The sequence below is a fragment of the Photobacterium atrarenae genome, assembly GCF_024380015.1.
GTDB classification, from domain to species: Bacteria; Pseudomonadota; Gammaproteobacteria; order Enterobacterales; family Vibrionaceae; genus Photobacterium; species Photobacterium atrarenae.
The window spans coordinates 896,311-921,763 of the sequence record NZ_CP101509.1 but is presented as its reverse complement, the minus strand read 5'-3'; the positions used below and the strand labels follow the sequence as shown (position 1 = coordinate 921,763).

At 51.6% G+C, this 25,453-nt stretch carries 33 protein-coding genes; 4 read left to right on the top strand and 29 right to left on the bottom strand.

Annotated features, from left to right (window positions below; translation table 11 throughout):
- The 4 genes from NNL38_RS20235 to NNL38_RS20220 all read right to left on the bottom strand — a co-directional run bounded on the left by NNL38_RS20235 (nt 1) and on the right by NNL38_RS20220 (nt 1,821).
- On the bottom strand, nt 1–216 hold the full coding sequence (locus NNL38_RS20235; protein WP_255392252.1) for a hypothetical protein: 216 nt from the start codon (nt 214–216) through the stop codon (nt 1–3).
- Nucleotides 204–878, bottom strand: a complete 675-nt coding sequence (locus tag NNL38_RS20230; RefSeq protein ID WP_255392251.1) for a tyrosine-type recombinase/integrase — start codon at nt 876–878, stop codon at nt 204–206. Before NNL38_RS20230 ends, NNL38_RS20235 begins: the two co-directional genes overlap by 13 nt.
- Nucleotides 879–906: 28 nt before the next feature.
- Nucleotides 907–1,392 carry a phage regulatory CII family protein gene (locus NNL38_RS20225; protein ID WP_255392250.1) on the bottom strand — a complete coding sequence of 162 codons (486 nt, stop codon included), beginning with the start codon at nt 1,390–1,392 and terminating at the stop codon, nt 907–909.
- A 222-nt stretch (nt 1,393–1,614) separates the two neighbouring features.
- Nucleotides 1,615–1,821: a hypothetical protein gene (locus NNL38_RS20220; protein ID WP_255392249.1), complete on the bottom strand. Its 207-nt coding sequence runs from the start codon at nt 1,819–1,821 to the stop codon at nt 1,615–1,617.
- 130 nt (nt 1,822–1,951) lie between these two features.
- Between NNL38_RS20220 and NNL38_RS20215 the strand changes: the two genes are divergently transcribed.
- From NNL38_RS20215 to NNL38_RS20200, 4 genes are all read left to right on the top strand, one after another.
- Nucleotides 1,952–2,776 (top strand): helix-turn-helix domain-containing protein, encoded by an 825-nt coding sequence (locus tag NNL38_RS20215; protein WP_255392248.1) that lies wholly within the window; start codon nt 1,952–1,954, stop codon nt 2,774–2,776.
- Between the two features lie 325 nt (nt 2,777–3,101).
- Nucleotides 3,102–3,401, top strand: a complete 300-nt coding sequence (locus NNL38_RS20210; protein ID WP_255392247.1) for a helix-turn-helix domain-containing protein — start codon at nt 3,102–3,104, stop codon at nt 3,399–3,401.
- Nucleotides 3,402–3,476: 75 nt separating this feature from the next.
- Nucleotides 3,477–4,700 carry a PIN-like domain-containing protein gene (locus NNL38_RS20205; protein ID WP_255392246.1) on the top strand — a complete coding sequence of 408 codons (1,224 nt, stop codon included), beginning with the start codon at nt 3,477–3,479 and terminating at the stop codon, nt 4,698–4,700.
- A 352-nt stretch (nt 4,701–5,052) separates the two neighbouring features.
- Nucleotides 5,053–6,620 (top strand): IS3 family transposase gene (locus NNL38_RS20200; protein ID WP_255387610.1). Its coding sequence is split into 2 segments (ribosomal slippage): nt 5,053–5,506 and nt 5,506–6,620, totalling 1,569 coding nucleotides; the frame shifts between segments, so codons are not numbered across the junction.
- Nucleotides 6,621–6,633: 13 nt separating this feature from the next.
- Here the strand turns inward: NNL38_RS20200 and NNL38_RS20195 are convergent.
- The 25 genes from NNL38_RS20195 to NNL38_RS20075 all read right to left on the bottom strand — a co-directional run bounded on the left by NNL38_RS20195 (nt 6,634) and on the right by NNL38_RS20075 (nt 25,170).
- A complete protein-coding gene (locus NNL38_RS20195; RefSeq protein ID WP_255392245.1) occupies nt 6,634–7,473 on the bottom strand; it encodes a contractile injection system protein, VgrG/Pvc8 family in 840 nt (279 codons plus the stop codon).
- Complete coding sequence (locus NNL38_RS20190; RefSeq protein ID WP_255392244.1) at nt 7,464–7,670, bottom strand: tail protein X; 207 nt, start codon at nt 7,668–7,670, stop codon at nt 7,464–7,466. The genes NNL38_RS20195 and NNL38_RS20190 overlap by 10 nt, the downstream gene beginning before the upstream one ends.
- Complete coding sequence (locus tag NNL38_RS20185; protein WP_255392243.1) at nt 7,667–8,062, bottom strand: phage tail protein; 396 nt, start codon at nt 8,060–8,062, stop codon at nt 7,667–7,669. Before NNL38_RS20185 ends, NNL38_RS20190 begins: the two co-directional genes overlap by 4 nt.
- A 9-nt stretch (nt 8,063–8,071) precedes the next feature.
- Nucleotides 8,072–10,234: a phage tail tape measure protein gene (locus NNL38_RS20180; protein WP_255392242.1), complete on the bottom strand. Its 2,163-nt coding sequence runs from the start codon at nt 10,232–10,234 to the stop codon at nt 8,072–8,074.
- Nucleotides 10,235–10,286: 52 nt separating this feature from the next.
- The gene (locus NNL38_RS20175; RefSeq protein ID WP_255392241.1) at nt 10,287–10,682 is read right to left on the bottom strand and encodes a phage tail assembly protein; all 396 of its coding nucleotides are present in this window, start codon (nt 10,680–10,682) and stop codon (nt 10,287–10,289) included.
- A gap of 9 nt (nt 10,683–10,691) precedes the next feature.
- Nucleotides 10,692–11,210 carry a phage major tail tube protein gene (locus NNL38_RS20170; protein WP_255392239.1) on the bottom strand — a complete coding sequence of 173 codons (519 nt, stop codon included), beginning with the start codon at nt 11,208–11,210 and terminating at the stop codon, nt 10,692–10,694.
- Between the two features lie 13 nt (nt 11,211–11,223).
- The gene (locus NNL38_RS20165) at nt 11,224–12,390 is read right to left on the bottom strand and encodes a phage tail sheath C-terminal domain-containing protein (RefSeq protein WP_255392237.1); all 1,167 of its coding nucleotides are present in this window, start codon (nt 12,388–12,390) and stop codon (nt 11,224–11,226) included.
- Between the two features lie 144 nt (nt 12,391–12,534).
- Complete coding sequence (locus NNL38_RS20160) at nt 12,535–14,364, bottom strand: hypothetical protein (protein ID WP_255392235.1); 1,830 nt, start codon at nt 14,362–14,364, stop codon at nt 12,535–12,537.
- Nucleotides 14,307–15,401, bottom strand: a complete 1,095-nt coding sequence (locus tag NNL38_RS20155; RefSeq protein ID WP_255392234.1) for a phage tail-collar fiber domain-containing protein — start codon at nt 15,399–15,401, stop codon at nt 14,307–14,309. Before NNL38_RS20155 ends, NNL38_RS20160 begins: the two co-directional genes overlap by 58 nt.
- A 4-nt stretch (nt 15,402–15,405) precedes the next feature.
- Entirely contained in the window at nt 15,406–16,050 is a 645-nt protein-coding gene (locus NNL38_RS20150) for a phage tail protein I (RefSeq protein WP_255392233.1), read from the bottom strand.
- The gene (locus tag NNL38_RS20145) at nt 16,047–16,922 is read right to left on the bottom strand and encodes a baseplate assembly protein (RefSeq protein ID WP_255392232.1); all 876 of its coding nucleotides are present in this window, start codon (nt 16,920–16,922) and stop codon (nt 16,047–16,049) included. Before NNL38_RS20145 ends, NNL38_RS20150 begins: the two co-directional genes overlap by 4 nt.
- Complete coding sequence (locus NNL38_RS20140; RefSeq protein WP_255392231.1) at nt 16,919–17,266, bottom strand: GPW/gp25 family protein; 348 nt, start codon at nt 17,264–17,266, stop codon at nt 16,919–16,921. Before NNL38_RS20140 ends, NNL38_RS20145 begins: the two co-directional genes overlap by 4 nt.
- A 7-nt stretch (nt 17,267–17,273) precedes the next feature.
- A complete protein-coding gene (locus NNL38_RS20135) occupies nt 17,274–17,885 on the bottom strand; it encodes a phage baseplate assembly protein V (protein WP_255392230.1) in 612 nt (203 codons plus the stop codon).
- Nucleotides 17,885–18,421, bottom strand: coding sequence for a hypothetical protein (locus NNL38_RS20130; RefSeq protein ID WP_255392229.1), 537 nt, complete (start codon nt 18,419–18,421; stop codon nt 17,885–17,887). Before NNL38_RS20130 ends, NNL38_RS20135 begins: the two co-directional genes overlap by 1 nt.
- A complete protein-coding gene (locus NNL38_RS20125) occupies nt 18,421–18,921 on the bottom strand; it encodes a hypothetical protein (RefSeq protein ID WP_255392228.1) in 501 nt (166 codons plus the stop codon). The genes NNL38_RS20130 and NNL38_RS20125 overlap by 1 nt, the downstream gene beginning before the upstream one ends.
- Nucleotides 18,914–19,522: a hypothetical protein gene (locus NNL38_RS20120; protein ID WP_255392227.1), complete on the bottom strand. Its 609-nt coding sequence runs from the start codon at nt 19,520–19,522 to the stop codon at nt 18,914–18,916. The genes NNL38_RS20125 and NNL38_RS20120 overlap by 8 nt, the downstream gene beginning before the upstream one ends.
- 1 nt (nt 19,523) lies before the next feature.
- Nucleotides 19,524–19,799 carry a chromosome partitioning protein ParA gene (locus tag NNL38_RS20115; RefSeq protein ID WP_255392226.1) on the bottom strand — a complete coding sequence of 92 codons (276 nt, stop codon included), beginning with the start codon at nt 19,797–19,799 and terminating at the stop codon, nt 19,524–19,526.
- 16 nt (nt 19,800–19,815) lie between these two features.
- Nucleotides 19,816–20,355: a hypothetical protein gene (locus NNL38_RS20110; RefSeq protein WP_255392225.1), complete on the bottom strand. Its 540-nt coding sequence runs from the start codon at nt 20,353–20,355 to the stop codon at nt 19,816–19,818.
- A 3-nt stretch (nt 20,356–20,358) separates the two neighbouring features.
- Nucleotides 20,359–20,946, bottom strand: a complete 588-nt coding sequence (locus tag NNL38_RS20105; protein WP_255392224.1) for an ABC transporter ATPase — start codon at nt 20,944–20,946, stop codon at nt 20,359–20,361.
- 63 nt (nt 20,947–21,009) lie between these two features.
- On the bottom strand, nt 21,010–23,586 hold the full coding sequence (locus NNL38_RS20100; RefSeq protein WP_255392223.1) for a hypothetical protein: 2,577 nt from the start codon (nt 23,584–23,586) through the stop codon (nt 21,010–21,012).
- A gap of 155 nt (nt 23,587–23,741) precedes the next feature.
- Nucleotides 23,742–24,065, bottom strand: a complete 324-nt coding sequence (locus NNL38_RS20095; RefSeq protein ID WP_255392222.1) for a type II toxin-antitoxin system RelE/ParE family toxin — start codon at nt 24,063–24,065, stop codon at nt 23,742–23,744.
- Nucleotides 24,040–24,270: a TA system antitoxin ParD family protein gene (locus tag NNL38_RS20090; protein WP_255392221.1), complete on the bottom strand. Its 231-nt coding sequence runs from the start codon at nt 24,268–24,270 to the stop codon at nt 24,040–24,042. Before NNL38_RS20090 ends, NNL38_RS20095 begins: the two co-directional genes overlap by 26 nt.
- Nucleotides 24,249–24,650 (bottom strand): hypothetical protein, encoded by a 402-nt coding sequence (locus NNL38_RS20085; protein WP_255392220.1) that lies wholly within the window; start codon nt 24,648–24,650, stop codon nt 24,249–24,251. The genes NNL38_RS20090 and NNL38_RS20085 overlap by 22 nt, the downstream gene beginning before the upstream one ends.
- Before the next feature lie 86 nt (nt 24,651–24,736).
- Complete coding sequence (locus NNL38_RS20080; RefSeq protein ID WP_255392219.1) at nt 24,737–24,964, bottom strand: hypothetical protein; 228 nt, start codon at nt 24,962–24,964, stop codon at nt 24,737–24,739.
- Nucleotides 24,961–25,170: a hypothetical protein gene (locus NNL38_RS20075; protein WP_255392218.1), complete on the bottom strand. Its 210-nt coding sequence runs from the start codon at nt 25,168–25,170 to the stop codon at nt 24,961–24,963. The genes NNL38_RS20080 and NNL38_RS20075 overlap by 4 nt, the downstream gene beginning before the upstream one ends.
- Nucleotides 25,171–25,453: the final 283 nt, after the last annotated feature.

The following is a 25,453-nucleotide window of genomic DNA, read 5'->3' as shown; positions in this document are numbered from 1 at the left end:
TTAGTTCCTTCTACAGCCACAAAACACCGCCACACGGTTATCACTGCCGATCAACTGCTCGTGACAGCCAATCTGTTTCACCAGCACTTTCCCGCCCAACATCGCCTGTACCGATTCCACAGGTGCAGCGTCGTAAGGGTTGCCGGAAAGGCTGACGACATCCCCCCGGCGCAGCGTTGCCGCCGGCTTATGGGCGGCCAGCATTAGTGCAAACATGTGCTCGCCTCCCGCATTGCCGATGCAATGGACTCCCGGTCGGGCATGGTGTAAATCGCCGTGGTTTTGATATCAGAGTGCCCCAATACCGCCTGAACACGACGCAGGGCATCCGGGGCTGTCGACCGCTCCAGGTAGCGTTTCGCCCAGCAATGACGTAGCCAGTGGGGCGTTCCTTCCGGTACTTCTGCGGCACGGCACCAGAGTTTGAAGCGATGCTGAAAGCTCCGGCGGCTCATGCGCTGACGGTTACGACTGAGGAAAAGCGGGCGTTCATCCCGGGGGATGTCCCAATCCCAGCCCGCACTCATCTGGCGATGAATGTTGAGAAGCGCTTTCAACGCCGCTGTTGCTGATTTATTCAGGGATACCGGGTGCTTCTTCTGCCCTTTGGTATTGGCGCTGTCGTACACCAGGTAGCCTTCATCCAGGCTCAATTCGGCATCCAGTACTGTCAGGCCCGTCATCGGCAAGTCGTACTTATTGGCCTTTTTCGGATCCGGCCCGGCCAATACGCCCAGGCGAACAGCGGTCTCCCGCATCAGTAACATCCAGTAATAATCCCGCTTGGCATAAATGCAGTCGGTGTGTTTGATGGTTTTGAACAGGCGCTTTTCTTCCTGTTCGGTAAAGTAGTGCTGAAATACAGTTTGATGACTCATGGCATACCTCCTCAGGCTTCGCCTTCCATTAGTCCACGACCAGTGAACGCGCACGGTTCAGGAATTCCAGCGCTGCAGCGAACGACTCTTGTAATGCTCGTTCAATTCGCTCGAACTCGTGGCGCTGGATGTCGCCATCGGCCAGTGCAGCAGCCAGCTCCCGGTTCACATCCCCGATTTCCGCATGCCAGTTGCTGTAGCTGTTGAGCAGCTCAACATCTGAAATCGCGTGATAATCAGCGAGGAAATAAATGGAGTAATTCAGCTGAGCAGCGATTGCTCTGAGGATTTGGACATCACCGGTAATGGTCATGACGGTGATCGCGTCCATCAAACCAAACTTATGTCCGGTTTGCTTAGGGTTGATTTCATTCGGAAGGACGCCAGAGCGCTTATTCAGCTGGCGCTCCAGTTCCGCAGTGTTGCCAAACTGGCGAAGGGTATTGTGGCAAGCTGTGATAACTTGCGGGTAGAACGGTGCCTCGTGATGCACCACGATAGATGAACCAGGCATTGTAGCCTCCTATTCTGAATATACGTTTTGTTTTTCAGGAGGCTGCGCTACAATCTACCGTAAGGATGAATGGTGTGTGAGCCGTGAGCATAGAGGTTGCTTCCTCTGCTCTAGTCCCTACGGTGAGTTTGTTTAGCTTCACTGAAAGAGACTTGTAGCCTCCGAACAGTGTTGTGGCGCAGCTTCCCGGAGCCCTTTCTGGTTGCCTCTGGAAAGGGCTTTTTACTTTTTAGCTGTAGAGATTTCGTCCCCATCCAAAGGCGGCAACCCAAGCTCTTCTTCCTGACGCTCCACCGCTTTACGCAACAAAATGCGCGCCATTTGTGCCAACTTTCGTTCTTCCAACGTTGCCAACCGTTCAACCCGTAGCCTTAAATCAAGATCACGAGTAGAAATAATGTCTGAATTCAGACCTCGGGTTGTTATCATTGATTAATCTCCTTATGTTAAACTCAAAGACATGAACAAATTCACAAATCAATCCATATAGTGACTTTGTTATCGAACAAGATGAATACTAGATCCATTTTTTGATCAATTCAAGCCGTGGAAGGTAATAATGAAAAACTCTTTTGAGTCTCGTCTCGAATTTTTACTTTATGATAGAAAGCAAACTCCATGGGGTAAGAGCTTAGGGTTTCCCAGCGCGACTATATCGGGGATTTTCGGAGGACGGATTCCCGGTGAAAAATTCTTGTATGCCATCAGGCGGGCAGAGAACGTTAACCTTGACTGGTTACTGACCGGCAAAGGCATGCCCTTCTATGTTGAGCTGACAAACAATGGAACCTCTCTTTTCGAAACAGTCCAGCAAATGCTTGAAGATGAACCACACTGGCAGGTTTATGTATGCAGCCTTGGTAGCAGAAGCATTTTAATTTTTGAACAGCCTGGACAGTACGGTCTTAATAACAAATGGATTGACTATCGAATTACTGAAATCTTAGTCGGCCCAGGTAGTGAAGAACTTGCCGCGGAATTGAGAAACTTCCCGAACCGCGAGCAAATCAAGATCCCACTGCTCTCTCCAGAAGATGAGGAAGCCATCGCAACAGGGCAGGTTGGAACCTACCGCCTATTCGACAGTGAAGATGCATTACTGGCCAATCATCGACCGGCGAAGGACTCCGATCTGCAGTTTTATTCAACAGAAACAACAAGCACAGCCAAACCTGTTGACGATGAAACGGTCAAGCTGGACCTAATGCGTGCCGTCGTCAAACTGGTTGAAGACTGTGCCAATGAGCTGGGCGAGAACCTCAACAGCGATCAGAAGTCACGGGTTATCACTGCCGTCTACCGCCAGGCCGATCGCTTGGGGCTGACTGCGGAAGACCTGACTCCGGACAGTATCCGCACAGCCATCGATGTTGTTCGCGACTGATGTTTTCCTAACAGAAAGTTTAGATAAGCGTTTTTTACTAGCTGCGACTCTCTTCAATTTCTCAAGCGCCAGCGATAGCACCCTATCTGCTGGCGCATCTTCACTGCGTTCCTTCCCTGATCCCATCATCATTCCTAGCCTTTTCTTTTTATTAGCTTTTTGTGTTTCAACGTGATTCTACTGCCAAATCTACGCAGTTGAATTGCCAGAACGCACATATAGCTAATGTGTAACCGCTCACTGCACCACTGGATACAGATCCGCTCTCTTTAATAAGCTGACGCAGTTTGCCTGTATGATGCGCCGCTGAATGAAGAAAATCCGTTTGAAACAAGCAAGGAAAGCAGCTGGGTTATCGAGGAATCAGGTCGCCAAAGCGATGCACAAATCGCCCCACACGGTGAAGGCCTGGGAGACGACCAACCGGAAACCCCGGACCCTGCGGGAAACGAAAAGGCTGTGTTCGTTGCTGAATATTCGACTCGAGTGGTATTTAGCCGGCGAGGCCCCCATGCGCCCGGTCAAAACCGGCGCCAAGGAGCAGGAGCTGTTAGCCCTGTTCTCAGGGCTAACGGAAGAGCAACAGGATGCGGTGCTGGGGATGATGCGGGTGATGGGCAATTAAGCAACAATGCGCAGTGACATATGATCCACATGAGACTATGATTGTTTATAATATATTCATGTGGCTTGATTGAAGATGAAAAATTTATTTTCTGAACATTTCAAAAATTCTGATGAAGACCTAAATTCGGTTTGGGATAATTGTCTATTTATTTTGGACGCTAATATTTTATTAGACTTCTATCGGTATTCCGACTCAACAAGAACTGAATTATTCAATTTATTAAACAAAATAAGAGAGCGCATTTGGATTCCACATCGCGCAGCAGAGGAGTTCTTCAAAAATCGCTTAACCGTAATTAGCGAACAAGAAAAATCCTATGACAACACAACGAAGAAGATAAATGACCTAAAAAAAACCCTTGAAAATTCACGCCAGCACCCTTTTGTGAGCAAAGATATATCCGAGAAAGCAAATTCATTCTTTGATGAACTGTGTAGTGAACTTTATGAAAACAAAAAAAATCACATAATAAGAATCACCAATGATGACATCAAAGATAAAATAGCCGACCTCTTCGATGGTTGCGTTGGTAAACCATATTCAGACGAAGAACTAAGAAAAATTATCTCTGATGGTAAAGAAATATATGACAATAAAAGTCCACATAGCTATAAAGATGCAGGAAAGTTTGGAGATAGTGAAGAACTCAAAGTTCAATGTCGACAGTTTAGTGATTTGATTGTCTGGATGCAAATTACTAACAAGGTTGTCAGTGAAGACAAAGGTGTAGTCTTTATCTCCGATGACAGAAAAGAAGATTGGTGGCAAATTTTCAATGGAAAGACTATTGGTGCACGAACTGAACTGGTTAAAGAGTTCCAAGATAAAACTAAGCATAAGTTCCAGATGTATAAGCTAGAAAGATTCCTTCAACTTGCAACAGAAGCTCTCCATGAAAAAATTAGTGAAGATGTAATCAATGAAGTTCGAGATGTAACTAGCGAGAGTGAAGAACTACACAGAAGGCTAATAGAAATAGATAACTCTGATAAACACGAAAGCCTTGACCACCTGATAAAATATAATTCAACTCCGGAATACTTACGAGAGTTATCTGACTTAAATAATTCTGTAGTACCAGACCATATAAAAGGATCTTCACATCTGATTGACTCAGAATTAATGAGGAAAATTAAAGACATGACCAGCCATCTAAACTTATCAACTCTAGGGTACATTCAAGATACATATGGTCATATCAACCCTAGAACTATAGCTCTTTATCAGAAATCAATCAATAATCTTAAACATAATAAACATTTTAGCTTGGATGACACAAATAATAAAAAGTCATGAAGAAAAAGACGACGACTCCGAGAACAGCTAGAATATAAAGTTCCCCACAGCAATTAAGCTAGGGAGAATATATTCCAGCTTCCTTACCGCAACCGCGGCACTCTCCCCTCCTTCCCTTTCGGCACCACAAACACCCCACTCAGCACATTCCCGCTATCATCCAGGGTTTCGGTGACGCTTTCACACATCCACTCACCGTTAAACTGCGGCCTGAGGTGACCGCTGAGGCTGATACTGCGCTCCGCTCGCAGGCCGGGAATAAAGGGGCACTCGCTGACCCCCGGTGTCAGGATAGATGTCCAGATCTTAAATCGCCCAAAAATCCAGCAATGGAGGGCTAACGAAGGATACTATGCCAAGATATTCCGAAGAGAGAAAAGCCGCCATTTTAAAGAAGCTACTGCCACCGCATAACAAGACCATTCCGGAAGTCGCCGCGGAAGAACACATCAGCGAAGCAACGTTGTACAATTGGCGCAGTAAACTCCGTTCCGAAGGTAAACCTGTGCCAGGTAGTGAAAAAAACTCTGAACAATGGTCGGCAGAAGCCAAGTTCGCCACCGTCATCGAAACCGCCAGTCTGTCAGAAACAGAACTTAGTCAATATTGCCGTGAAAAAGGCCTGTATCCCGAGCAAGTTAAAGCATGGAAACTCGCTTGTATCAGTGGCGCAGCTCAAGCTGAACAGTCCAAGAAAACTGAGCAGACTGAACGTAAAGCGGATAAAAAGCGCATCCGCAAACTGGAAACAGAACTGCGCCGCAAAGACAAAGCACTTGCTGAAACGGCTGCGCTGCTGGTGCTGTCAAAAAAGCTCAACGTCTTGTACGGAGTCGAGGGCGAGGACGACTAACCCCTCTCGATGAGCGCCAGACGTTACTGCAGCTATTCGATGAAGCTGTCGCTAATGGCGCGCCTCAGTACAAGACAGCTGAACTTATACAAGTGCCTGAACGAACCTTGCGTCGCTGGCGTACGTCAAACGGTCATGTATTGGCTGATCTTCGCCCTCTGGCTATCCGACCGGAGCCGAAGAATAAATTGTCAAAGCAAGAGCGCCAGCACATTCTGGACGTCTGCAATGACGCTGAATATGCCAGTTTACCACCCAGCCAAATCGTGCCGCGACTGGCTGATAAGGGAGACTATATTGCTAGTGAATCAACCATATATCGTGTACTGAAAGCCAATGATCAATTACACCACCGAGGACGGGCAAAACCACACAAGCCCGCCACGGAGCCAGTCTCTCATGTAGCGACGAAGCCCAATGAGATCTGGACTTGGGATATTAGTTACCTGCCATCGAATGTCCGCGGCCTGTACTGGTATCTCTATATGGTCATTGACATTTACAGTCGCAAGATCGTTGGCTGGGAAGTCCATGACCGTGAATGTGGTGCGCTAGCTTCTCAGTTGATTGAGCGCGCGACATTCAGTGAACGCTGCTTTGTAAAACCGCGTTATCTGCACTCAGACAACGGAGCGCCAATGAAGTCACTGACCTTGCGCGCAAAGTTAGACGAAATGGGCATCAGTACATCGTTTAACCGTCCCGGCGTCAGCAATGACAACGCTTACTCAGAGTCATTGTTCCGTACCACTAAGTACCGCCCGGATTATCCAGCGCATGGTTTCAAGGATCTGGCAGCAACACGTGAATGGATGCTGAACTTTGTAAACTGGTACAACAACGAGCACCGCCACAGTGCGATTAAGTTCGTGACGCCCGCGGAGAGGCACCGCAACCTGGATGCCAAGGTGTTGGCGAAGCGACATACTGTTTATCAGTTGGCAAAAGCCAAACACCCTGAGCGTTGGGCTAAGGATACTCGAGACTGGTCACCGATCGGCGCGGTAACACTAAACCCTGAAAGGGCAGATAACAACCAACAAGGCGGTCAAAAAAGAGCCGCTTAATTAGAGAATCTGGTCAACTACCTTGAAATCTACCGCTGATTTCCAACTGGTATTCGGCGCGCTGGGCTTCGTAGAGCGCCGCTTCTGCTGCGGCCCGGGCACTGGCTTCATCCGGGTAAGCGATGTTGAGGTGCTTGGCCTTACCTTCGCCCTCACCAACCCGCACGCTGTTGGTTTGTGCGGTATCCGCATCATGCCACTTGGCAACCACGGCCTTGTACTTGGCGGCGCCGCTGAGGGTGATCTCGGCTTTCACTTCATCACTCAGGTGCAAGGGGAGCGGCGGCAGGGTTTTCCCGCTGACGGTTTGGTTGTCTCCCCGGGGGAAGAAGATCAGCTTTTCCTTGGCAACTTTCATCGTGGCGTTGTGCTCGTTTGCCAGCTCAGTCAGCAAGTCGGCATCGCTTTGCCCGGTCTGCAGGCGGTGCGTGATGGTGGTGCCGGCATACACATCTGACACTGCCGGCTGATAGCCGCAGCGACCCGCGACAGTTTCAACCAGCGCCTTGAGGGTGACATTCTCCCAGGTGTAATCCCGTTGGTTTTTGAATTCACCCGACAGGTTGGCCGCATCCCCGGAGAGCACGATCAGGTTTTCGGGGCTCACCAGCTTCACCGAGTTCACGGTGAAGGATCCCCGCTCCTGCAATTTTTCACCACTCCGGCCCGTCGCGATTTGTAGCGTCGCTTCACTTTTCGGGAAGGCAATTTTGCCGTCATCAACCAGCGTCAAGCTGAAACTGTCGCTGTTCTTACCGGCTTCATCGGTAATGGTCAGGCTGACGAACAGGGGCCGGATGATGTCCGTGATGTCTTTACCGTCGGCAACGATTTTGTAAGCAGCTAATCCCACAGGCTGATCTCCTCGTCTGCCGTTGGCTCCTCAAGCTTGGGCAGGAAGATTTCAATCCCGGCTTGCAGCGGATGCGGCAGGGAAGAAAGGCCGCGATTGGCCGCCAACACAGCCTCATAAGCGCCGGGTTGGCCGTTGTAATAGCGGTAGGCGATATCATCAATCTGATCGCCGTCTTTGGTGATGTAGGTTGTCATGCCTGCTCCTGCGGGTACTCTTTGATTTCCAGCGTGAATTCTATTTTCCGGGCCACGCCCTTGGTCCAGAGCTGGGATTTCTCAACCTGCAACTGGCGCACCGTCCACAGGCCCCAATCTTTCCCCAGGCCATCCACCATGCGCAGGGGCTCCCCCTTATCCGCTTCGGCTTTCATCTTGTCGGTCTGCGCCAGGCCGCCCCGAAAGTGCGGATAAATCGTTCCCTGCAGACGAATCGCCGACAGGTCAGCGCCGATAAATTGAGATTTGGGTTTGCTGCCGGCCACGTTATGATCCGCCCAACGCCAGCTGTGCGTTTCGCTAATGTTCTGCAGCGCAGCGGTATTGATCGAAAATCGGTAGTCACCCAGCGCCATCATGACATCTGCCATGTGTCCTCCTTAGTCCGCAAACGCCGGGCCTGTCACCCTGCCCTGTTGCTTGTTAACCTTCTTGCTGAGGTTCAGCACCATCTGCTCCAGCTTGGCGATCTGGCCGTCGCTTACCTCCCCCTGAATGTTGAATACCGGGGCAAGGGTGATTTCCTGCGTGCTTTGTTGGTTGGTGCTGATCGCCTTGGTGGTTTGCTGTGTTATCTGCGGGCTGGCCTGCTCTGCTTTTTGAATGGCATCGCCTGGCTTGGCTTTGTCGCTGCCGCCCATCCAACCACCGACCCAGCGCCCGACCACATCGCCGCCGAAGCCACCCAATACGGAGCCAATCACGCCACCTAATGCAGTCCCCACAACCGGCACAACTGAGCCCAACGCAGCACCGGCCATCGCGCCGGCGGCCATACCGCCCATGTTGCCGACCGAACCACCGACTTCTGTCGCTTTCTCGGCGCCGGAGAGCGAACCATCCAGCAAGGTACTGCCAACATCAACCGCACCTAACAGGGCACCGATGTATGGCAGACGACGGCCAATACTCTTCATGCCCGGACCTTTCAGGATTGATGCGCCTGGTGAGCGCGGAGGCATCAACGATTTTCCTACGCCAGTCCGGCGCTGCCCGCGGCGTCGCCCGTATCGCTTTTTACGGCGCGGTGTATCGGTACCGCCACCCAAGCCCGAATCCGGCATGTTGGTAACATACACCTTCGACACGTCTTCACCGCCGGGTAAGCCTGGTGCTGACTCCCCGTCAGTGCCACCGCCACGGAAGAATCCGGCAACGCTTTTACCCATCTTCCAGGCTTTCCTCCCAGCCCAGGCAGCAGCCAGTGCACCACCCACACCGGTGGCGACCTTCAGAGTTGTTTGCAGCGTTTCCGGGTCAAGGCTGTTAATCGCATCAGCCAGGCTCGCAATCGGCGCGGCCAGGTTTTCATCAGCAAAGCTAAACCAGGCTGTTTTCAGGCTCATCATAGCTGCATTGGCGGTTTGAGCGGCTCGCGCGGAGTCCTGGAGAACGGCGGTACCATCACCATAAATCCCGAGGAAGGAATCAAAGCTAGCTTTACCATCATCGCTGGACAGCACTTTCATTAATCGCATGGCTTCATCACCAAACAGCTGACTGTATTCGGTTATGTCTGAGCCGGTGACGTCCATGATCTCTTTCAGCAACGTCGGGATATCGCGGAATTTCTTCTCGCCCCGGGCAAGTGCTTCTTCATCAAACACCTGAATGCCCAGCTCTTCAATGTCCGCAAAGTTCGCTGTGATATCTGCCAGCACCGATTCCATCGCACTCGCAGCTTCTGCCGCAGAGCCTGAGCCCATCCGGGAGATCTGCAGCAAAGCTCCCATTTCCTGTACCGCTTTCGGTCCGGTACGGCCCATCGCGGCATATGCCGCAGAAACCGCGGCCCCTTCCGCCGCCAGGTTCTGCAGTGTGAATGCCCCGGCTTTGCCCTGCACCACCAGGGTGTCGATCGCGGCCAGGACATCCTCGCTGTTCTTCAGGCCGAACTTGGTCGACATGTCGGCAAACATCTCCCCGACATCCAGGCCCGCGGCACCGGTTGCCTGCATCACCCGACCAATGTTGGCCATGTTCTCCTTGGCAAATTCAAGATCACCGGTTTTCTCGACAATCTTTTCAACGGCAGAGAGAGTCTCTCCCTGATCAACCCGGATGTCGCTCTGCTGGGCTGTGGCAAACATCTCCTTGCGCAGCTGGGTCATCTCTTCCCGGGATCTCCCGGCCTGAATACCCAGCCGCTCATAGCGTTCTTCCAGCCCCATGACAGCCACTGCTGAGCCCGCGCCGACCGCACCGGTTGCCAACGCGGTCCACTGATTTCCGACAGCATCGAGGCCTTCATCCAGCTTATCGACACTGCGGCGCAGTAAGTTGCTCTCTTTGATGGCTGCGCCAATATCGCGGGTGAACTTCTTCACGCCGGCACCGGCCCGGCGGATAGTCCGCCCAAAGCGGCCAACCTTGTTCCCGGTTTGTGTGCTGTCCTGGCCCAGTCGACGCGTTTCCTTCGCCAGACGCTGAGAGTCCCGGCCTAACCGTTTATTTTGCTGCTCCAGCTGGTTAAAAGCCCGGGGGACACTTCTGTCTACCCGGGCTTCTACGCCAATGCCGACAGACTGAGTTCTATCTGTCATCGCATCCTCTATTCGTCATCACTTTGTTGTGTTTTCAGCTCTGTGCAATCACCTAGCCAATCGTAGAGTTCAGCGATGGTGAGGGCTCTGAGCTCTCCAAGGGGGAGGCCTCCGCAGAACCGGGAAAGAGCAAGGCACATTTGCCGACATACTGCGGCAGGGGCAGCAAAAAACAGTCGTATGCCTTCCCCAGCTGGCTGTAGTCGTAAAATTCGAGCGCACCGATAAATTCCCGGGTCGTCCCCGTGAGGTTGGCAAACAACTGCGCTTCCGATTCCGCCTCATCGATATACTTGCTGCCATCCGGCAACACTCGGGTCGCTTGTTGCTGAGCGATGATCACGTCATTGGTTGTCGGCGGCCGCATAGTCAGCGACGGCATCGCTTTGCCCTCAAAGTCCTTTGCCACCTGCATCGTGATGGTGATCGGTAAGTATTTGTTGCTCATGCTTTCCCCTTAAGAAATACCCAGTGCCGCGTTAATCCCTGCTCGGCGGTCTACGCCGCCAACCTCTTCCTTGCCGGACAGCAAGTCGATATCAATCAAGACCTCGCCGTTATATTCCATCTTCAGCTTGGTCCAGGTGATTTTGCAGGGCACCTCGGTGAGCTTTTTACGTTCCAGCTCACCAAGATCCAGCCCATAAACCCGGCCATAAACCTGCACCTTGAACCGGTCGACCGCGGCACCAGGCCCTTGATAAGCAGCGCGGAATGTAAAAGGCTTTTCCTCACCGTTGGTCAGGCCAAACATCTTGATGGTGCTTGGGTTCGGTTCGGCCAGGGTGACTTCAATGTCTTCGGTTTCAATTGCGCCCATATCAATTTTGATGGCACCCACCATGCCTCCGGCAAGGTAGTCTTCGACAATCCGAGTCAGCGGCGGCAGTTTCACTTTCGGTACCAGGCCAATCATCCCGATACCGTCCTGGTACCAGGCGTAATCGACCAACATTTTCGGAGCTCGGCGTTCCATGGTGTGTCCTTACCTATTTGAAGATCACGTCGGCGTAATCATTGGTGAAATGGCTCGTTACGTGAATCGCCTGAGCAATGCCTGGCGGTGTGAAGTCGTAATCGAGATAGAAGTTACCGGCAATGATGGAATCCGGCGGATTGAGGTCCGGGTCTGCCCAGGCGGTGGCACCATAGAGATGGCCGGCACGGGTTTCCCCATCGAGAAAGTTCTGCACGGTGTCGGTCACATCTTCCACGAACGTGGCCAGAATCTTGCGGTCTCGCGCCCACTTGAGGCCGTGGGTGATCGCATCCAGCACCATATCATTCACCCGCACATGGCTGTTGAACTGCCATTTCGGGTCATCACTGCAGCTGAGGTTGCCCCAGGTACGCAGGCCTTCGTCCATGATCACCGTGGTGATCTGGTTTTCGTTCAGCAGGTGCGCCATGCAATTGGTGTCGCCGTCGACGTAATCAATCGGGAACTCAGTCCCAATCGAGCCATTCACGCGACGATTTGAGATAGAGGCGCTGTAGCCGTGATTCGGGTTCTGGTCTTTCTGGATTTCAATCCCAAGGGCAAAGGCACTCATCGGGACCAGCTTGTCACCGATCGCGTTTTTCATCCGCGGCCAGAACAGCTCAAGACGACGATCGCCCCATAGCTGGCGATACGCCACCGCTTCTTCATAGGTCGAGCCCGGGCAGTCACCAAACACCTTACAGCGCAGCCGGGTGGCAATCGGCAGCAGCTTGGTCAGTACAGACTGGTTATTGGTAAAGCCTGGCACGGCTAGCAACCGGGGACGTTTGCCGGTGATCGACTGCACATCCAGAATCGCTTCAAGACCGGACTTCGCGCCGGTCACGGGGTCGACACCGCCGATGATATTGGTGATGGTTTCAGCTTCGTCAGCACCTTCTTCCTGACGGATCACGCAGATGGTACAGCGCTGCTGGTCATAGACCGCTTCCAGCGCCGGCGGCAAGGTACCGGCTTTATCGCCAACCATATCGAGCTTGGCCAACTTGCGGACATCACCAGGAATTAAGACAGGTTTCCCAACGGGGAAAACAGCAGGATCAGCATCAGGCGCCGTGCCAATCACCACCGCAAAGGAGGTGTCGGCCATCAGTACAGGACGAACGCCGCCCTCATCCGTCGACCCGAAAATGCCATGTTTGAATCCGGCCATGGGTGGGTTCCTCTTTGATCAAAGAAAACACACCTTCAGCGGCTTTGTGTTTATGGTAGTGGGGTTAGGGGGTGATGGGAGGGACGTAAATAAATTGCTCTATAACTAACCCTAATTCTCACCAACAGTCAGAACCCGGAAGAATTAGTAAACTAATGATAGACGCCTTAATGGAAGGTCTGATACAAATTGATGGTTATCCCCTGATGATATAATACGGGTTCCGCCACCAACTCCCGGAACATAATAAACCCCATCACCATTATAAACAAAAGTAAAACTACTCGATGTATTATCTGCATCTAACCCTGTAATCAATTTGTATGTATTGCCAACAATAAAATGCTCAGTAATTGACTCTGATGTCCCTGATAAAAACTGATGTAATAAATAGGTGTGAACTTGATTCCCCCCACCATCAAACACATTACAATTGTTCATCACGGCTTTATTTAAGTTGGCCTGCTGCACCGCATCCTTAAATGTTACATCTACATGATTCAGCTGTAACTTAGACCCATTCACCCATACTAGCCGATTATACGAATCTTCGCTGAATGTTCCTTTTGACTTTATCGAACCACCATTTAACACAAACACAGAATCGTTATAACCAAATCCTGTTAATAAATTACCCAACTTACTGGATATAAACTCATAACGACCTTTTTGTTTTATTTCAACGTTTGGCGTTTCATATCGATCACCAGAACCAATATAATTAGCATAACATTCAACATTAATTTCAGAATTATCACCAGATACAATCAACCAATCAACATTCACATTATCAAGCACCAACTTTGTGTTATATGGCCCTTGTTGAGAACTTCCTATACTTTCATCGGATGTGAATTTCTCAGTAGAAAAACCAAGTACACGTATTGCAGGGTCAACATTTAGATCCCCCTTTAACGTGTTAACATCTCTAACAGTGATTAACCGAGGGAAAAGTAACGAGTTATTACCAACCTCACCAGCGCTAATAACATTCAATCCTCCCTCATACAAAGGTGTTGATATCCCGTTAATTTCAACACTAGAAAAGAATCTAGGTGCGATAGGTGACCCTTGCGGCAATGCCTGATTCTCATGCGTTTCACAATTTAGTACTGGCGGGAATGATGACTTATTATGATTACCATTGATTGTTATATTTCTACCAACAAATCGACCATCAATAAAACCGCCACAATCAAGACGAGACGTAACAATACCGTTTAATTTTGATCCATTTCGTTGAACAAAATCAACATTATCTAATATCAAGTCACCAATGCCGACAAGTGTTAATCCCCAATTACCAATGGTACTATCAGATACCTTTAAATACTCTCTAAATGGCTGATGTGCATCAATGCGGGATAGTGCGCAATTTTCAAATGATAGACGCTGAACATTTCCGCTACCATCAACCCCCCATCCGTAGCCATCTGACTTAGCGTTAGCCACTCGAATGTCATAACTATCAAAAAGTGAAAATGAATAACCATAAGTACCATCTTCATTATCCAGCGGATAATCTGTATATAAATCATTTATACGCAGATAGCAGCAACGTTCAAAACGTAGTCGAGTATTATTTTCGGTCGGTTTATTCCCTGTAGTTATAAATGAAACATCACAGGATACACGAGTAGAGTCTTCACACTGAACCAATACACCATTAGGCACATTAGATATATCGCTCTCAATTAATGCTAAACCATCGATATTTAATTTTGTTTGACTGATTTTTATAGCTGTAACTTTAGTTATCTTCACATTTTCCAACGAGTATTTTATTGCACTGCTCAATAACCCATGATTATAAACAACGTTATATTCTACTCGTTTTTTAACAACTCCACGGTACGTATAAAAATCCTGATCAGTCTCAATGATGACAAAACACCCATCGAGCTGCGTCATAAACGTTAATCCATCGAACGCAGTAATTCCTGCATATAAATTACTATTTTCAATAGCAGCCACAACTTCACTACCAGGCAAATGCTCTGTAATTTCCTCACCTCTGTTAATGATAAACTGACCACTCCATCCATTAACGTCAAATTGAGATCCTTGGAAGTTACAATCCAGAGACAAATGAATATCACCTGAGCCTGACAGTAAAAACTTACCGTATGATTGATTGTTAAACCACTATCAGCCGCCGAAATGACTGATAGAGTGGCATCTTTTTTACCTGTTGGGTCTGCTCCCCAGCCAGTCAAATCTCCACTCAAACGAAGATCGTATAGCCTCAATGAAATTGCTTCAAAATCACCATGCTCTGTCTGTATTTCAAACTGTTCACGGCCATATTCTTGGATATTACTGACCACATGAGTTTCATCAAAAAATGCCTTGTCCCATACCCTAAATACTTGAATTGAACCATCTGACAGCTTTAGACGTACAGCATTGGTGCTTAAAGGCACCTTATCTCCAACCTTTAGATAATCATCAAATTTTGAGGGCCAGATTTTTAATTGTGATATTTGTAATTCTGTTTTATTTATTGCTTGAGCGACATAGTCCCTACTCGCATGCACTACCCTTGGATCAATCTCTACGATCGCCTCGCCGGAGGTGATTACATAGAACATCTCCAGGGTTACCGGTGTTGGCATATTGCCGTTGTTTGCGGGCGGTGGAACATAGATGCGGGCACAGTTCCCGACAGCATGGTATAGCTCCTGGCCGTTGAAGGTTGCGACCGATGCAAACTCACGGATCACCAGGTCGTATTTTTCAGGCGGTAAAATGGCTTCGACCCGAAGCATCGGCACTGCATCCGGCGTGGCCTGCTGAACATCGACAGCATTGACCGGGATACGATCGATTTCGTTAATCAGTGAGGTTTGGTTCCGGTTTGGCTGCGCATAGGCATCATTGGCATCACCAAAGGCAATGTGGGTGATCTCCACGCCCATTTTCAGCAGCTTACTGTTCTGCTCGGCCGCTTCGCCGGCAAGCGTTAGGATAGATCCATACTGCTGTTCGCTCTCAGGCACTAACTCACTCATGTTTCTACTCCAAAGTTAAAGGCAACGGGCCGGAACGGACCTGAACGGTGACACGTGACAGGCACACCATGGCATTTTGAGACGTACTCACCATCGAGCTAATCACCCACGGACCACAGCGAACCTGTTTAGTCTGGCGACTCAGGGCGATACGCTTCTCAGGGGTTTCAACCCGGCTGGTGATGGTGATGCCTTTGAGGTGGGAGCGGGTGTTTTTGGCATTGTTGACCGCACGGTACACACTGCTCAGCGTTTCTGAGTCAACCGGGGACTGCTGGGAAATCAGATCAACCCGAAACTCGCCGGGTGCCAGGTTACCCGGGTCTTCAAACCACTCAACAGCCCGCAGGCTGTCAGAACGGATCGCTTCAATGCTCTTGTCGACGGCGTATCGGGTGCCTTTGTAGGTATGAATTTCCAGCGCCATGGCAACCACCTGACGCTTGTACTTTTCATCCCAGCTATCGTCCCAATCATCCACACTGACTTCCCAGGCCAGGTACGGCAAAAGATCTAACCGACACTTCCTGGGGTCGAGAAAACCCTTAATCTCCCGCTCAATCAGAGCAATTTCTTCCCAGAACACCTGCTCTAACGCACGCTCCATGGCAGCAGCTGAGGGCGGCAATGTGCTGACAAAACCACTCATACCACCGCTCCAGCCTTGCGAACCACGATCTCAGTACAAAAAGGCGCTTCCGATGCCAGGCATTCAATCCCAGCCAGTGGCTCAATCAAGCTCACTTTGGTCACCGGTTGAAAGCTCCCGATCTCCGCGGCTTTGTCATCCCTTTTGACGTGCGCCGCGGCATACAGCGCCGAAAGCGCCACTTCACCGCCTAACACATGGGTTTCATCAGCCAGCTTCTGCAGACGTTTCTCGGCCATCGCTAGGGTTTGCGCCTCGCCCGGGCCAACCGGCATGTTGAGTTCAACCTCAATCCGGTAAGGCTTGATGATCGCGGGATACACATCAAGGTTGTCATTCAGCGGCCGCTTGGTGATCCCGTCCAGGTAATCGAAGACGGTCTGACACAATTCAGGAGAAGCACTGCCATCACCAAGGCGACTGAGTATATAGAGATCGACTTTGACGGGCGTGGGACTCAATGGGCGCGCATCAAGCACATCCTCATGAGCATTCAGGGCGTGGAAAATATAAGCGCCATCAGGCCCGGCGACGCTGAAGCTTTCAGGGGCCATTTGCACCCGGCGGCGGTACTGATCATCTGTCTCTTTGTCGAATTTCTCGACCGGACGGGCAGCACCGAGATGGACCAGGTTATTCCCGGAGGCAAAGGCAACCATGTTCTCGAGAGAGATATCCTGAAACTCCTGGCGAGCCCGGGTGACTTCCTCGGCCATTGAGGACATCGCATTGTGCAGGGGATCACCTACTTTAGGAACCTCGACGCCTTGCAGCTCCGCATAGCGAAGCAGCATCCGGGTTCGGATACTGACGGCATCAAGCTGCTGCACTACCTCCGGCGGCGGCAGCTTAGACAAGTCAATTTGACTCACCAGCTCAATCCAGTGATATTTTCCACGCTGCCATCAAATAGCAACGTCACTTCCACCCCTACCAACACCGCATTCTCACCTCGTTCCAGCCACACTTTGTTGAGTTTTATCTCGTCAGCAAAGCCGTTTAGAGGGTCCGCGACCATATCGGCCACGTCCGCATAAATGTCCATTTCCAGCTCTGGGGTGATGTTGCGGTCGATGCGATAAGGGAGGTTTGAGCCATAGCCCCGGCCCAATGGTAAAGTGCGTTTACGGGTCCGCATACAGCGTAGAAGGCGCTGCTTTAATTCAGCGACGCCCTGAATGATCAGCCCTGTGTTTTCATCAATTCCTGTCGCCATCCATCACCTACTGACGTTGATTGGCAAGGCTGGTTCTCGGGTCGCCATGGTTGTGGTCATGACCGTTATAAATTTCACGATCACCCGCCATCGAGCGAACGCTATCGGAAATGTTATTTGCCGCGGTAATATTCGCCCCTGAGGATATATCGCCCGTGGTGGATTGCTTGCCCTCATGCTCAATGTCCCCAACCAGCACGATTTTAGGTGCCGCCACCCGGAACTGCTCATCCGCCACAATGTCGACTTCCCCTTTGATTTCACCGGATAGCCGGTGGTTTTCCATGTCGTACTGCAGCCAGGTTCCGTCCTGGAACTCGCGGTAGAACAGCTTGAGGTTGTCTTTCGGCTGGTCAAACTGCGTCTGGTTCAGGCTGGCGACAATCACCCCACCATGCGAACCAAACGGTTTGAGCACCACTACCTGCTCCCCTTTCTGCATTGGGTGCCAGTCTTTCACTTCTGCAGCGTGACCGACGTTTGAACGCAGCCAGTCGCTGGTACGGTCTTCATCAAACCGTACCTTGTAGCGCAGCGGCTTGGCCTGCACCTCGGTGATGGTACCGAACTGAATCATCTCACTAAGCAAACGAATCAGCTGATGCTGGGTAAGCTCCATCAGGAATCATCATCCGTAACAGGGAAGTAATCAGACTCATGGCCAAAGCCAATCTCCGGCGATTGCGATGCCAGAATCTGGTCCGGCAAGGTTTCCGGGCCGACCGGCAACCAATCCAGCTCTCCCGCCAGGTCATGCGGGCCGGTGCGGCATTCCGCAATAAACCAACCGTCCGGGGTTTCCTGCTGCTGCGAAGTATTCACCGACAGGATCGAGATGTTGCCGAAGGCACTGCTGGAACAGAAATCCCGCCACTCCTGCAGGAACGCCAGCTCGGCCTGCTCAGTCTCGAGGCCCGTGGTTTTCGCACCGCAGTAAACCCGGCCGATGACCAGCATTTTGACGTAGGTGTTGTAGACATCGTTCGGGATCTCACCGGTATAAATCACCGTCAGGATCCCAGGTTCCAGATCGCGGTTGCTGTATGCACTGCGGTCCTGCCAGTTGCGGGTGGTTGTCCGGTGCGGGTTGCGGGATTCAAAGCCATCTGTAATCGCAGTCAGAATGGCGTCGATATTGCGTTCAGCGTTTGCCATCAGCGGCTCCTTAATCCGGCGGCGCGCAGGCCTGCGGCAACCGAGGCATTCAGGATATCGGCGACCCTGTAGGACGTCTGGTCTGCAGCTCGGTCGTAAAAATCATTGGGGGCGGTACCGTTGCGGGCAATCGACCGGGCGATCATGAATGCCAGGTCCGACTGCGTATGTTTGGGGTTGTGCGGTTGCAGGCGTTGATCTTTAATCCAATCTTCGATCATTCGTAGCCGTGGAAACCCTTGAGACGAGGTTTTTTGAACAACAAGGTCATTATAGTTCTGGGAACTTTGTACTAATTGCTGAAGTTCGCCAATCGTCTTGCTTCTAATCGCGTTACGAAGTCCAAACGACGCTGTAGGTGCTTCATCTCTGGATACGTTCTCTACATCACCTGCCGCGCGCATCACCCCTCGACGAAGATGGCTCAACACCAACTCAGGCGCATTACGAAACGCTTCATCCAGCGCTGAGGTTTGCAGATCAACCGATAACTCACGCATGGCGCACCTGCCGCTCAAACTGCGCCATCAACTGCTGATGAATCCCTGCCGGGGTGCCGTTCTTGGCTTCACCACCAATACTGTTTCGCACCGAGACGTTTTTACTCAGATGATTCACAGCCAGGTATTTCACAGCTTCAGCGGTGGCCCGGAGCAACAGCAGTGGCTCATCGTGCGGGTCAATGCTGAACGCATCATTCTGAATCGTACGCGCGGCGTAGTAGCTGTAGCTGAACTGCCAGCCGCACTGATTCAGCAGGTGATAGCCGGGCATAAACGACAGCTTCAGCAGGGGCTTGCCATTCTCGTCATCAATCCGGCTCAAGGTCGGCAGATGCTGCGGGTAGCCGCGCTCCCAGGGCTGATGTTGCTTACGAGCCGCCAAGCCGTAGTAACTAACTCGAACAGAAATCAAATCCGCCGGCGCCGAATAGCAATCTACCCCAAGCTCGAGCGCAAGGGTGCCGAGCCGTTGCTGTGGCCGATACCGGCTGTAGTCGGCCAGGGCCATTTCAATCAACTGCCTTTCATGACCAGCAACAAACTCGGCGCTGTCCATCAGCGCCGCCTGAAGTTTCACGATGAGATCCGATACCTGCATGTCAGCCCCCTCTCAGTTTCCATGAAGCGATACCGACCACGAACAGGAGCAGCACCCAAATCAGATCCCGGTTGTACTTGGTGCTTACCGTTGCCGACTCCAGTGGCCGCATTCGTTTCTCAAGTTCCCCCATAGCCTCATCAAGGCGAACCACCTGAGATTCCAAGCTGTTGTGCTTGGTTTGCATCTCAATCATTTGCCCCATTAGCTCGGTATGCTGCTTCATGTAGGTTCGCATCTCGATCCGGAACTCAGAAAACTCACTGCGTGTAATCACACTGCACTCCGCGGTGTCACCGGCCATGCCCGCCTCCAACCAACTGTTTACCTTTGGTCACGCTGCCCTGGCTGCTGCCCAGCCAAAAAGCCACAGCGGTACCAAAGGCCCCCATCACCGTCCCGGCGATCATGATGAGCACCTGAGCATAGTCCTGCGGTGGATTACCGAAAAACAACGAAGCGAACATACCGCTTACCATCAGAGCCAGCGTTAGAGTCAATGCCCAAGGCATCCAGTGCTCCCCGTGCTGCTGCCTTGCATCCTTTGTATCCGTGAGCTTGGCTTTCTCGAAGTCCAAATTCAGCGCACCTTCCTGCAGCTTGAGCTTGCGCAACTCCACCCGCTCATCACTTTCCATCTTCCGGATCTTAAGCAGCGTGTTCGGATTCGATTCAATCGCCGATTCAATAGCTTTCGGGCTATCTTCAACCCCCAAAGTGCTTGCAAGCAGAGTCCCAACAGCCCCACCCGCAGGGCCGCCAAGCAGACTGCCTATCAGGGGAGCTGATGACTCAACCAATCCTTTGACCTTATCCCATACATTCCCGGACATGGCTTAAGCCTCCTGCTCTTTGCGCTTGGCCAGCTCGTTCTGTACTGCGTCGAGCTTACGGCTGTCGTCACCGGCTTTAAGGATTTCCACCTGCAGATCTTCATCGCTCATGGCTTCCAGCGACTTGGCATATTCTGCCGGGCTGAATTCGCGTTCGGCCTGGCGAACCGACAGTTCGGTCTCGATGTCTTCCAACAGCGTTTTCCGGTTGCCGTCGACCTTTTCAAGCTCGGCCAGGCGGTGCAGCTCGGTGTCATCCAGCTCGGAAAAATAGGGCTTGATGACGTCGATTTTGTTATCCAGCAGGCGAACAAAAATCTCATCCTGCACAGCCCCGGCGCTCTCGCGGTTCGGGTTCTCGAAATGGATGATGGACACCCGCGCCGCTTGGCCCGGCCCGACCTTGGTGGTGCCGAAGTAACGGGCTTCCGAATCAAAGTTGATGAACAGGATCATCAGGCCACGGTTGACCAGCGCCGGTGACGGCACAAAGCGGGCATCCACTTCCCGGGTTTCGCCCGGCATGACGGTGCGACCACCGATGTTCTGTTGCTGTTTGGTGTTGTTGGTGTAGGCAATGGTTGGTTTCATTTGGATCACCCTGAATCTGAAAAGAAAAAGCCCCGGCCCTGGGTGGCCGGGGAAACGACGTCCCTATCGTCCTGACGCTGAGTAGAACAACACGCTGGTAAAGCGGTTACGGATCGGTTTCGGACAGTGGATGGCGTTGTACTCTTCGCCGTAGGCTTCTTTGCCGCCCTTGAGCTGGCCGTTGCTGTCGCGGGCTTCCTGCATTTCGCTCAGGGAGTAAGGTTTAACCACAGTGTACGTGAGGGCGCCACGCTGACCCATCAGGATCCGCTCGTCACCCAGGTGCGTGCCCGGGGCATTGGTGGAATAAGCCGGCAGAGATTTCACCGCTTCCAGATCGCCCTGCGCGCTGGTACGCGTTCCGTCCCGACGCTGCGACACAATGAACTGCTCGGCATTGGTACAGGTGTCGTTGAGGGTGTTGGACATGATCAGGAAGTCCGGCGTGACAAAGCGGTCATCCTTCATGATGGCCTTGCGGCGGCCGATGGCCTGCATCAGCTTGTTGTAGTGCTTCTCGGCGGTGATACCGTCCGGCACATCGCTGTCAACTTTCTGGATATTGGTGGCGTAGCTGTAGTCGATGCTGGCAGCCCCTGCGGTCACCGGCTTCAGATCACCCAGCTCATCAACCAGGGCAAACTGGCCCAGGTTGTACGAGCGAACCACATAATAAGTACCTGGGGCCTGATTGCCGGAGCCGTCGAACGGTTTGATTTCAGTGCCGTCGATGGTCAGCACAATCGGGTTCTCAACGGTGCCGATGGTGTTGCCTTGCAGATCGAACTGCTGATGCTGGGCCACCACCGGGAACTGCGCCGTTTTGAACGTTGCAGCATTTTGCAGCTGAGCCGCCAGATCGTCACTGGCTGTCGCCGCCAAGTAACTGTCGGCCACACGCTGCATGGTGTTCATCAGACGGCGGGCGACCAGCTCTTTGATAATGCGGCTGGCCGTGGCGACGTTGCGGCCCCAGGCATCCCAGTTGATCACAGACGACTTGGAAAAGTGCATCAGCTCGTTGGAGACTTCGAACGCCACTTTCATCGGCAGCACGTAGGCCAGGTCCATGCGCTGGGAGTTTTTGACCTTCGGGATGGTACCGTGCTCGAACACAATGCCGTCGCCCATGATGGCCGAGACATCGCGCATTTCATACGGGATGTGGGTAGTGGCGCTGGCGCTGAAGTCGGTCAGAGTCTGCACCAGTTGCAGCACGTTCAGGTCAGACAGGGCTTCGCGGATCACTTCCCGTTGTACCGACACCGGCAGCTCGGTATCTGAAATCACGTTCGCGCCGCCCTGTCCGGTAAGCATCAAACGCTCCTGGTGAATGCGGTGGTGATTCAGGCGGTCGAACTCAGCCAGCACCTGCTGGGCAAACACCGGCAGGTCTTTTTCTTCCTTCAGGCTCAGCTGGCCCAGGGAATAGGTGTTGGTTTGGCGCAGGTTCGAGTGGATTTGCTGTTGCAGTTGCAGGCTTTCCCGCTGCTGGTCCGGCGTTTGCGTCATCGACCCGGCCACCGAGCCGAAGCCCAAGCCGGAGAGCTGGATGCTGACCATCTTCTGGTTGCCGTGGGAGATCTGGTTTTCCGCCAGCTTGGTGATCTGCTGGTCCGACATTTCAACGGTGATCAGGTCTTTGGCTTCTTTCAGTTCAGTTTTCACGTCATCGCTCAGGCCTTCGGCGGCATCGATGGCATCGGTGAAAATTTTCACTTTCTCGGCCAGCTTCTTGGCTTGGTCGGCTTGCTGTTGTGCTTGCGCGGTTTGCTGCTCACCCAGAATGCGCACCACGTCTTCCTGGGTCAGGCTACCGCCGCTGAGGTTAATGACCGGCGCACTGGTGGTGCCGGATTCAGCCAGCTGTTTGGCGACGCCTTCAATCTGCTCGCGCAGCTTGGTGGCCGCGACTTCATCACTGACGCCGGTGAGGGAGTCTTTAAACAGCTGAACCATGGCTGCGTGCTGCTCGGCGGAGAGTTTCAACCCTTTGATGTTCGCTTCGAACAATGCGATCAGTTGTTTCCACATAGTTTGTCGTTCCTCAGAGAATTTGTTGGCCAGCGACTCGGAAAGATAGGTTGGGCATTCGTGCAAACTGGCCTCGCTCAGTTCGATTTTGTCGAGGTTCTTGATGCACGGCCGGGTGACCAGACCGGCGCCCAGCAGCGTGGGTCCGAATTCCTGGTACTGGCCGTCTTGCCCTGCTTCGTTGCTGACGTAATTGGGATGAATTTCGGCGCTCAGGTATTTGAAGCCCTCTTTCAGGACTTTATTGACGCCGAGTTCGTACCACTCCACCTCTGCACGTAGTCGACCGCGATCAGTAAACAGGCGACGGACCACCGCCCCGGCACCGTTTTCAGGCTGGTGCGCAATGTCGATGTTAATTTCCTGGCCGTAAACATTCTCGTTGAAGTTCTTCACCAGGGAATCGAACATCTGCTGGGTCAGTTCAAATTCGCCATATCGCGGGTCGTAAAATTTGCCGGTTCGGGTAATGGTGACAACGGTGTGCTTATTTGTGCTGCTGGTATCCACCTTGACAGCATCAGACAGGAGATGAATAGCTCCGCTGGGTTGTGCTGCGCTGAGTGCCAGCACAACACTGGCGGAAAGGAAGGTTTTCTGGTTCATGTCTCTGCCCTAAAACGGAAAAAGCCCCTGAGGGTTAACTCAGGGGCTCGGTCGCCATCAATGTGGGCAGGGTGTCAAAGGCTTGGAAGCGGCGGGAGGGGGTTAAAAGGAATACTAAAGCCTGCGCATTGCTGCTCAGGCTTAAACCTATCTCATCATTTAATCAGCTTTAGATCGGTCTTGCGATTTCTCTTCATCTCTTGATAATAATTTTCATGAGAGCCGATGTTAAGAAGGTACAGCTTTAACTGATTTTCAACCCAGCTATAACCGAGCAAAATCTGCTGCGATTCCAACTTAAACTTGTGCACCCATAAATGAGACAAATCGCCTTTTTTCTGTACACCCAATTCAGGGTCAGCAATGATCTTATCTATCTCATCTTCAACGACTTTAAGTTGCTGTTCAGACAACTTTTTTAACGCTTTTGCGAACCGAGGAGTCTCAAATACATCAATTTCTTTTTGTTCTTCGCTCATACCGTTTGACCATTCCGAATTTGACTTCTTCGGAAGCAAGGAGAGCTTCTTGTACAAAGCTATACGACAGATCTGGATTATCAATCATGATTTGACCAATTTTAGCCCAGTATTCTATTTGCTTAGGCACAGAGCGGCTTTCCGCTTCCGCATATACCTTAACGTGAGTAACAAACTCATCATCTAAGCGGACACTTGTTGCCATTGCATTGCTCCTTTAGCTTTGTCATTGCACTTGATCACCCGGTTACTGCTTACCTCTAAGTGCAAGTCAATAATTTGATTCTGACGAATAATTTCATTCAGCTTAAGCAGCTGATCCAACTTCACTAGTCGACTTTGTTTAAGAATTTGGTTGAATTTAATCAACAGTCGAATTAGTTTGAGAAACTTATTCAAGCTGTTAAGCAATTGATTTCTCTTAGATATCTCCTCCTCTTTGCGCTTTAGCCCGATCTCATACCCACTTTCATGCTTTCTCAGCATGTCATCGACCATGTCAATCCAGCGTGTTAAGCGGATTTGTCTTTCTTCCCACTCTTTAAACGCTAGGCCAAAATCGACGACTATAAATTTTGATTCCACTTGAGCCCCCTTGTTTCGACACTATAATAATGCGACAAATTGTCGCATTACGCAACTTTAAACCTCACAAACTTCTCAAGCAACTGCTATGTCAGTAGAAGCTCATCCCCCACCGGCACTTCCACCCACCGCTTACATCGACACAGCGCTACGCCTTCGGCGACTTTTACGCAGCGGGAGCGGATGACGCCTTGGTGGGTGAAGATGCAGTGGCCGCAGTCGCAGACGACGGCGGGGTATGGCCCCGCCAGTTCCTGATACATGGCTTCGAGTAATTTTGGTTCGAGTTCGGTGATGTTGGCCTGTTGCATCATTCCGCCTCCATCTTGGTGAGGGCGATATCCAGCTTGTCGCTGATGGCGGAGAACAAGTAGAAAAGTTGATCTCCGGTGAGGGTGTCGATGGTGCCGTCGGTTGCGCCGGCCATGGCGGCCAGTCCGCTGATCATTTCACGGGCTTCAAGTACGAGAGAGTGCGAGTCTTTACCCTGGGCGGGGAGAGATAATTGAAGTGCAGACATAAGATGTCTCCTGAGTAGCTGAAAATTCGCTGCCACACGGAGACGCCAATACTCACGATGGTGGCAACTCGAACAGGGTTGGCGTAACCGGCTACTCAGGTTCCGGCGCGACCGAAGTCGCCCCTGTTCGAGCCGCCATAGAATATAACATTTCTAAGGTGTGCGCGAACGCAGCCCAACAAAAAAGACGCGAGCGCGTCTTTAGGCTCTGAGTAGAATCAAGCTGGACGCCAATCCAGATAACAGATTTTGCTGCTATGGATATGAGACTAACTGCGCATTT

Excerpts from the sequence above, each read along its gene's own strand:
- NNL38_RS20175 (WP_255392241.1), bottom strand. The coding sequence starts at position 10,682 with ATGAGCAACAAATACTTACCGATCACCATCACGATGCAGGTGGCAAAG.
- NNL38_RS20205 (WP_255392246.1), top strand. The coding sequence starts at position 3,477 with ATGAAAAATTTATTTTCTGAACATTTCAAAAATTCTGATGAAGACCTA.
- NNL38_RS20225 (WP_255392250.1), bottom strand. The coding sequence starts at position 1,392 with ATGCCTGGTTCATCTATCGTGGTGCATCACGAGGCACCGTTCTACCCG.
- NNL38_RS20080 (WP_255392219.1), bottom strand. The coding sequence starts at position 24,964 with ATGATGCAACAGGCCAACATCACCGAACTCGAACCAAAATTACTCGAA.
- NNL38_RS20125 (WP_255392228.1), bottom strand. The coding sequence starts at position 18,921 with ATGCGTGAGTTATCGGTTGATCTGCAAACCTCAGCGCTGGATGAAGCG.
- NNL38_RS20235 (WP_255392252.1), bottom strand. The coding sequence starts at position 216 with ATGTTTGCACTAATGCTGGCCGCCCATAAGCCGGCGGCAACGCTGCGC.
- NNL38_RS20230 (WP_255392251.1), bottom strand. The coding sequence starts at position 878 with ATGAGTCATCAAACTGTATTTCAGCACTACTTTACCGAACAGGAAGAA.
- NNL38_RS20185 (WP_255392243.1), bottom strand. The coding sequence starts at position 8,062 with ATGGCAGATGTCATGATGGCGCTGGGTGACTACCGATTTTCGATCAAT.
- NNL38_RS20140 (WP_255392231.1), bottom strand. The coding sequence starts at position 17,266 with ATGGCGACAGGAATTGATGAAAACACAGGGCTGATCATTCAGGGCGTC.
- NNL38_RS20090 (WP_255392221.1), bottom strand. The coding sequence starts at position 24,270 with ATGGCAACAAGTGTCCGCTTAGATGATGAGTTTGTTACTCACGTTAAG.
- NNL38_RS20095 (WP_255392222.1), bottom strand. The coding sequence starts at position 24,065 with ATGAGCGAAGAACAAAAAGAAATTGATGTATTTGAGACTCCTCGGTTC.
- NNL38_RS20150 (WP_255392233.1), bottom strand. The coding sequence starts at position 16,050 with ATGAGTGGTTTTGTCAGCACATTGCCGCCCTCAGCTGCTGCCATGGAG.
- NNL38_RS20190 (WP_255392244.1), bottom strand. The coding sequence starts at position 7,670 with ATGACAACCTACATCACCAAAGACGGCGATCAGATTGATGATATCGCC.
- NNL38_RS20215 (WP_255392248.1), top strand. The coding sequence starts at position 1,952 with ATGAAAAACTCTTTTGAGTCTCGTCTCGAATTTTTACTTTATGATAGA.
- NNL38_RS20120 (WP_255392227.1), bottom strand. The coding sequence starts at position 19,522 with ATGCAGGTATCGGATCTCATCGTGAAACTTCAGGCGGCGCTGATGGAC.
- NNL38_RS20075 (WP_255392218.1), bottom strand. The coding sequence starts at position 25,170 with ATGTCTGCACTTCAATTATCTCTCCCCGCCCAGGGTAAAGACTCGCAC.
- NNL38_RS20180 (WP_255392242.1), bottom strand. The coding sequence starts at position 10,234 with ATGACAGATAGAACTCAGTCTGTCGGCATTGGCGTAGAAGCCCGGGTA.
- NNL38_RS20100 (WP_255392223.1), bottom strand. The coding sequence starts at position 23,586 with ATGAACCAGAAAACCTTCCTTTCCGCCAGTGTTGTGCTGGCACTCAGC.
- NNL38_RS20135 (WP_255392230.1), bottom strand. The coding sequence starts at position 17,885 with ATGGAGCTTACCCAGCATCAGCTGATTCGTTTGCTTAGTGAGATGATT.
- NNL38_RS20130 (WP_255392229.1), bottom strand. The coding sequence starts at position 18,421 with ATGGCAAACGCTGAACGCAATATCGACGCCATTCTGACTGCGATTACA.
- NNL38_RS20220 (WP_255392249.1), bottom strand. The coding sequence starts at position 1,821 with ATGATAACAACCCGAGGTCTGAATTCAGACATTATTTCTACTCGTGAT.
- NNL38_RS20165 (WP_255392237.1), bottom strand. The coding sequence starts at position 12,390 with ATGGCCGGATTCAAACATGGCATTTTCGGGTCGACGGATGAGGGCGGC.
- NNL38_RS20170 (WP_255392239.1), bottom strand. The coding sequence starts at position 11,210 with ATGGAACGCCGAGCTCCGAAAATGTTGGTCGATTACGCCTGGTACCAG.
- NNL38_RS20155 (WP_255392234.1), bottom strand. The coding sequence starts at position 15,401 with ATGAGTGAGTTAGTGCCTGAGAGCGAACAGCAGTATGGATCTATCCTA.
- NNL38_RS20105 (WP_255392224.1), bottom strand. The coding sequence starts at position 20,946 with ATGAAACCAACCATTGCCTACACCAACAACACCAAACAGCAACAGAAC.
- NNL38_RS20110 (WP_255392225.1), bottom strand. The coding sequence starts at position 20,355 with ATGTCCGGGAATGTATGGGATAAGGTCAAAGGATTGGTTGAGTCATCA.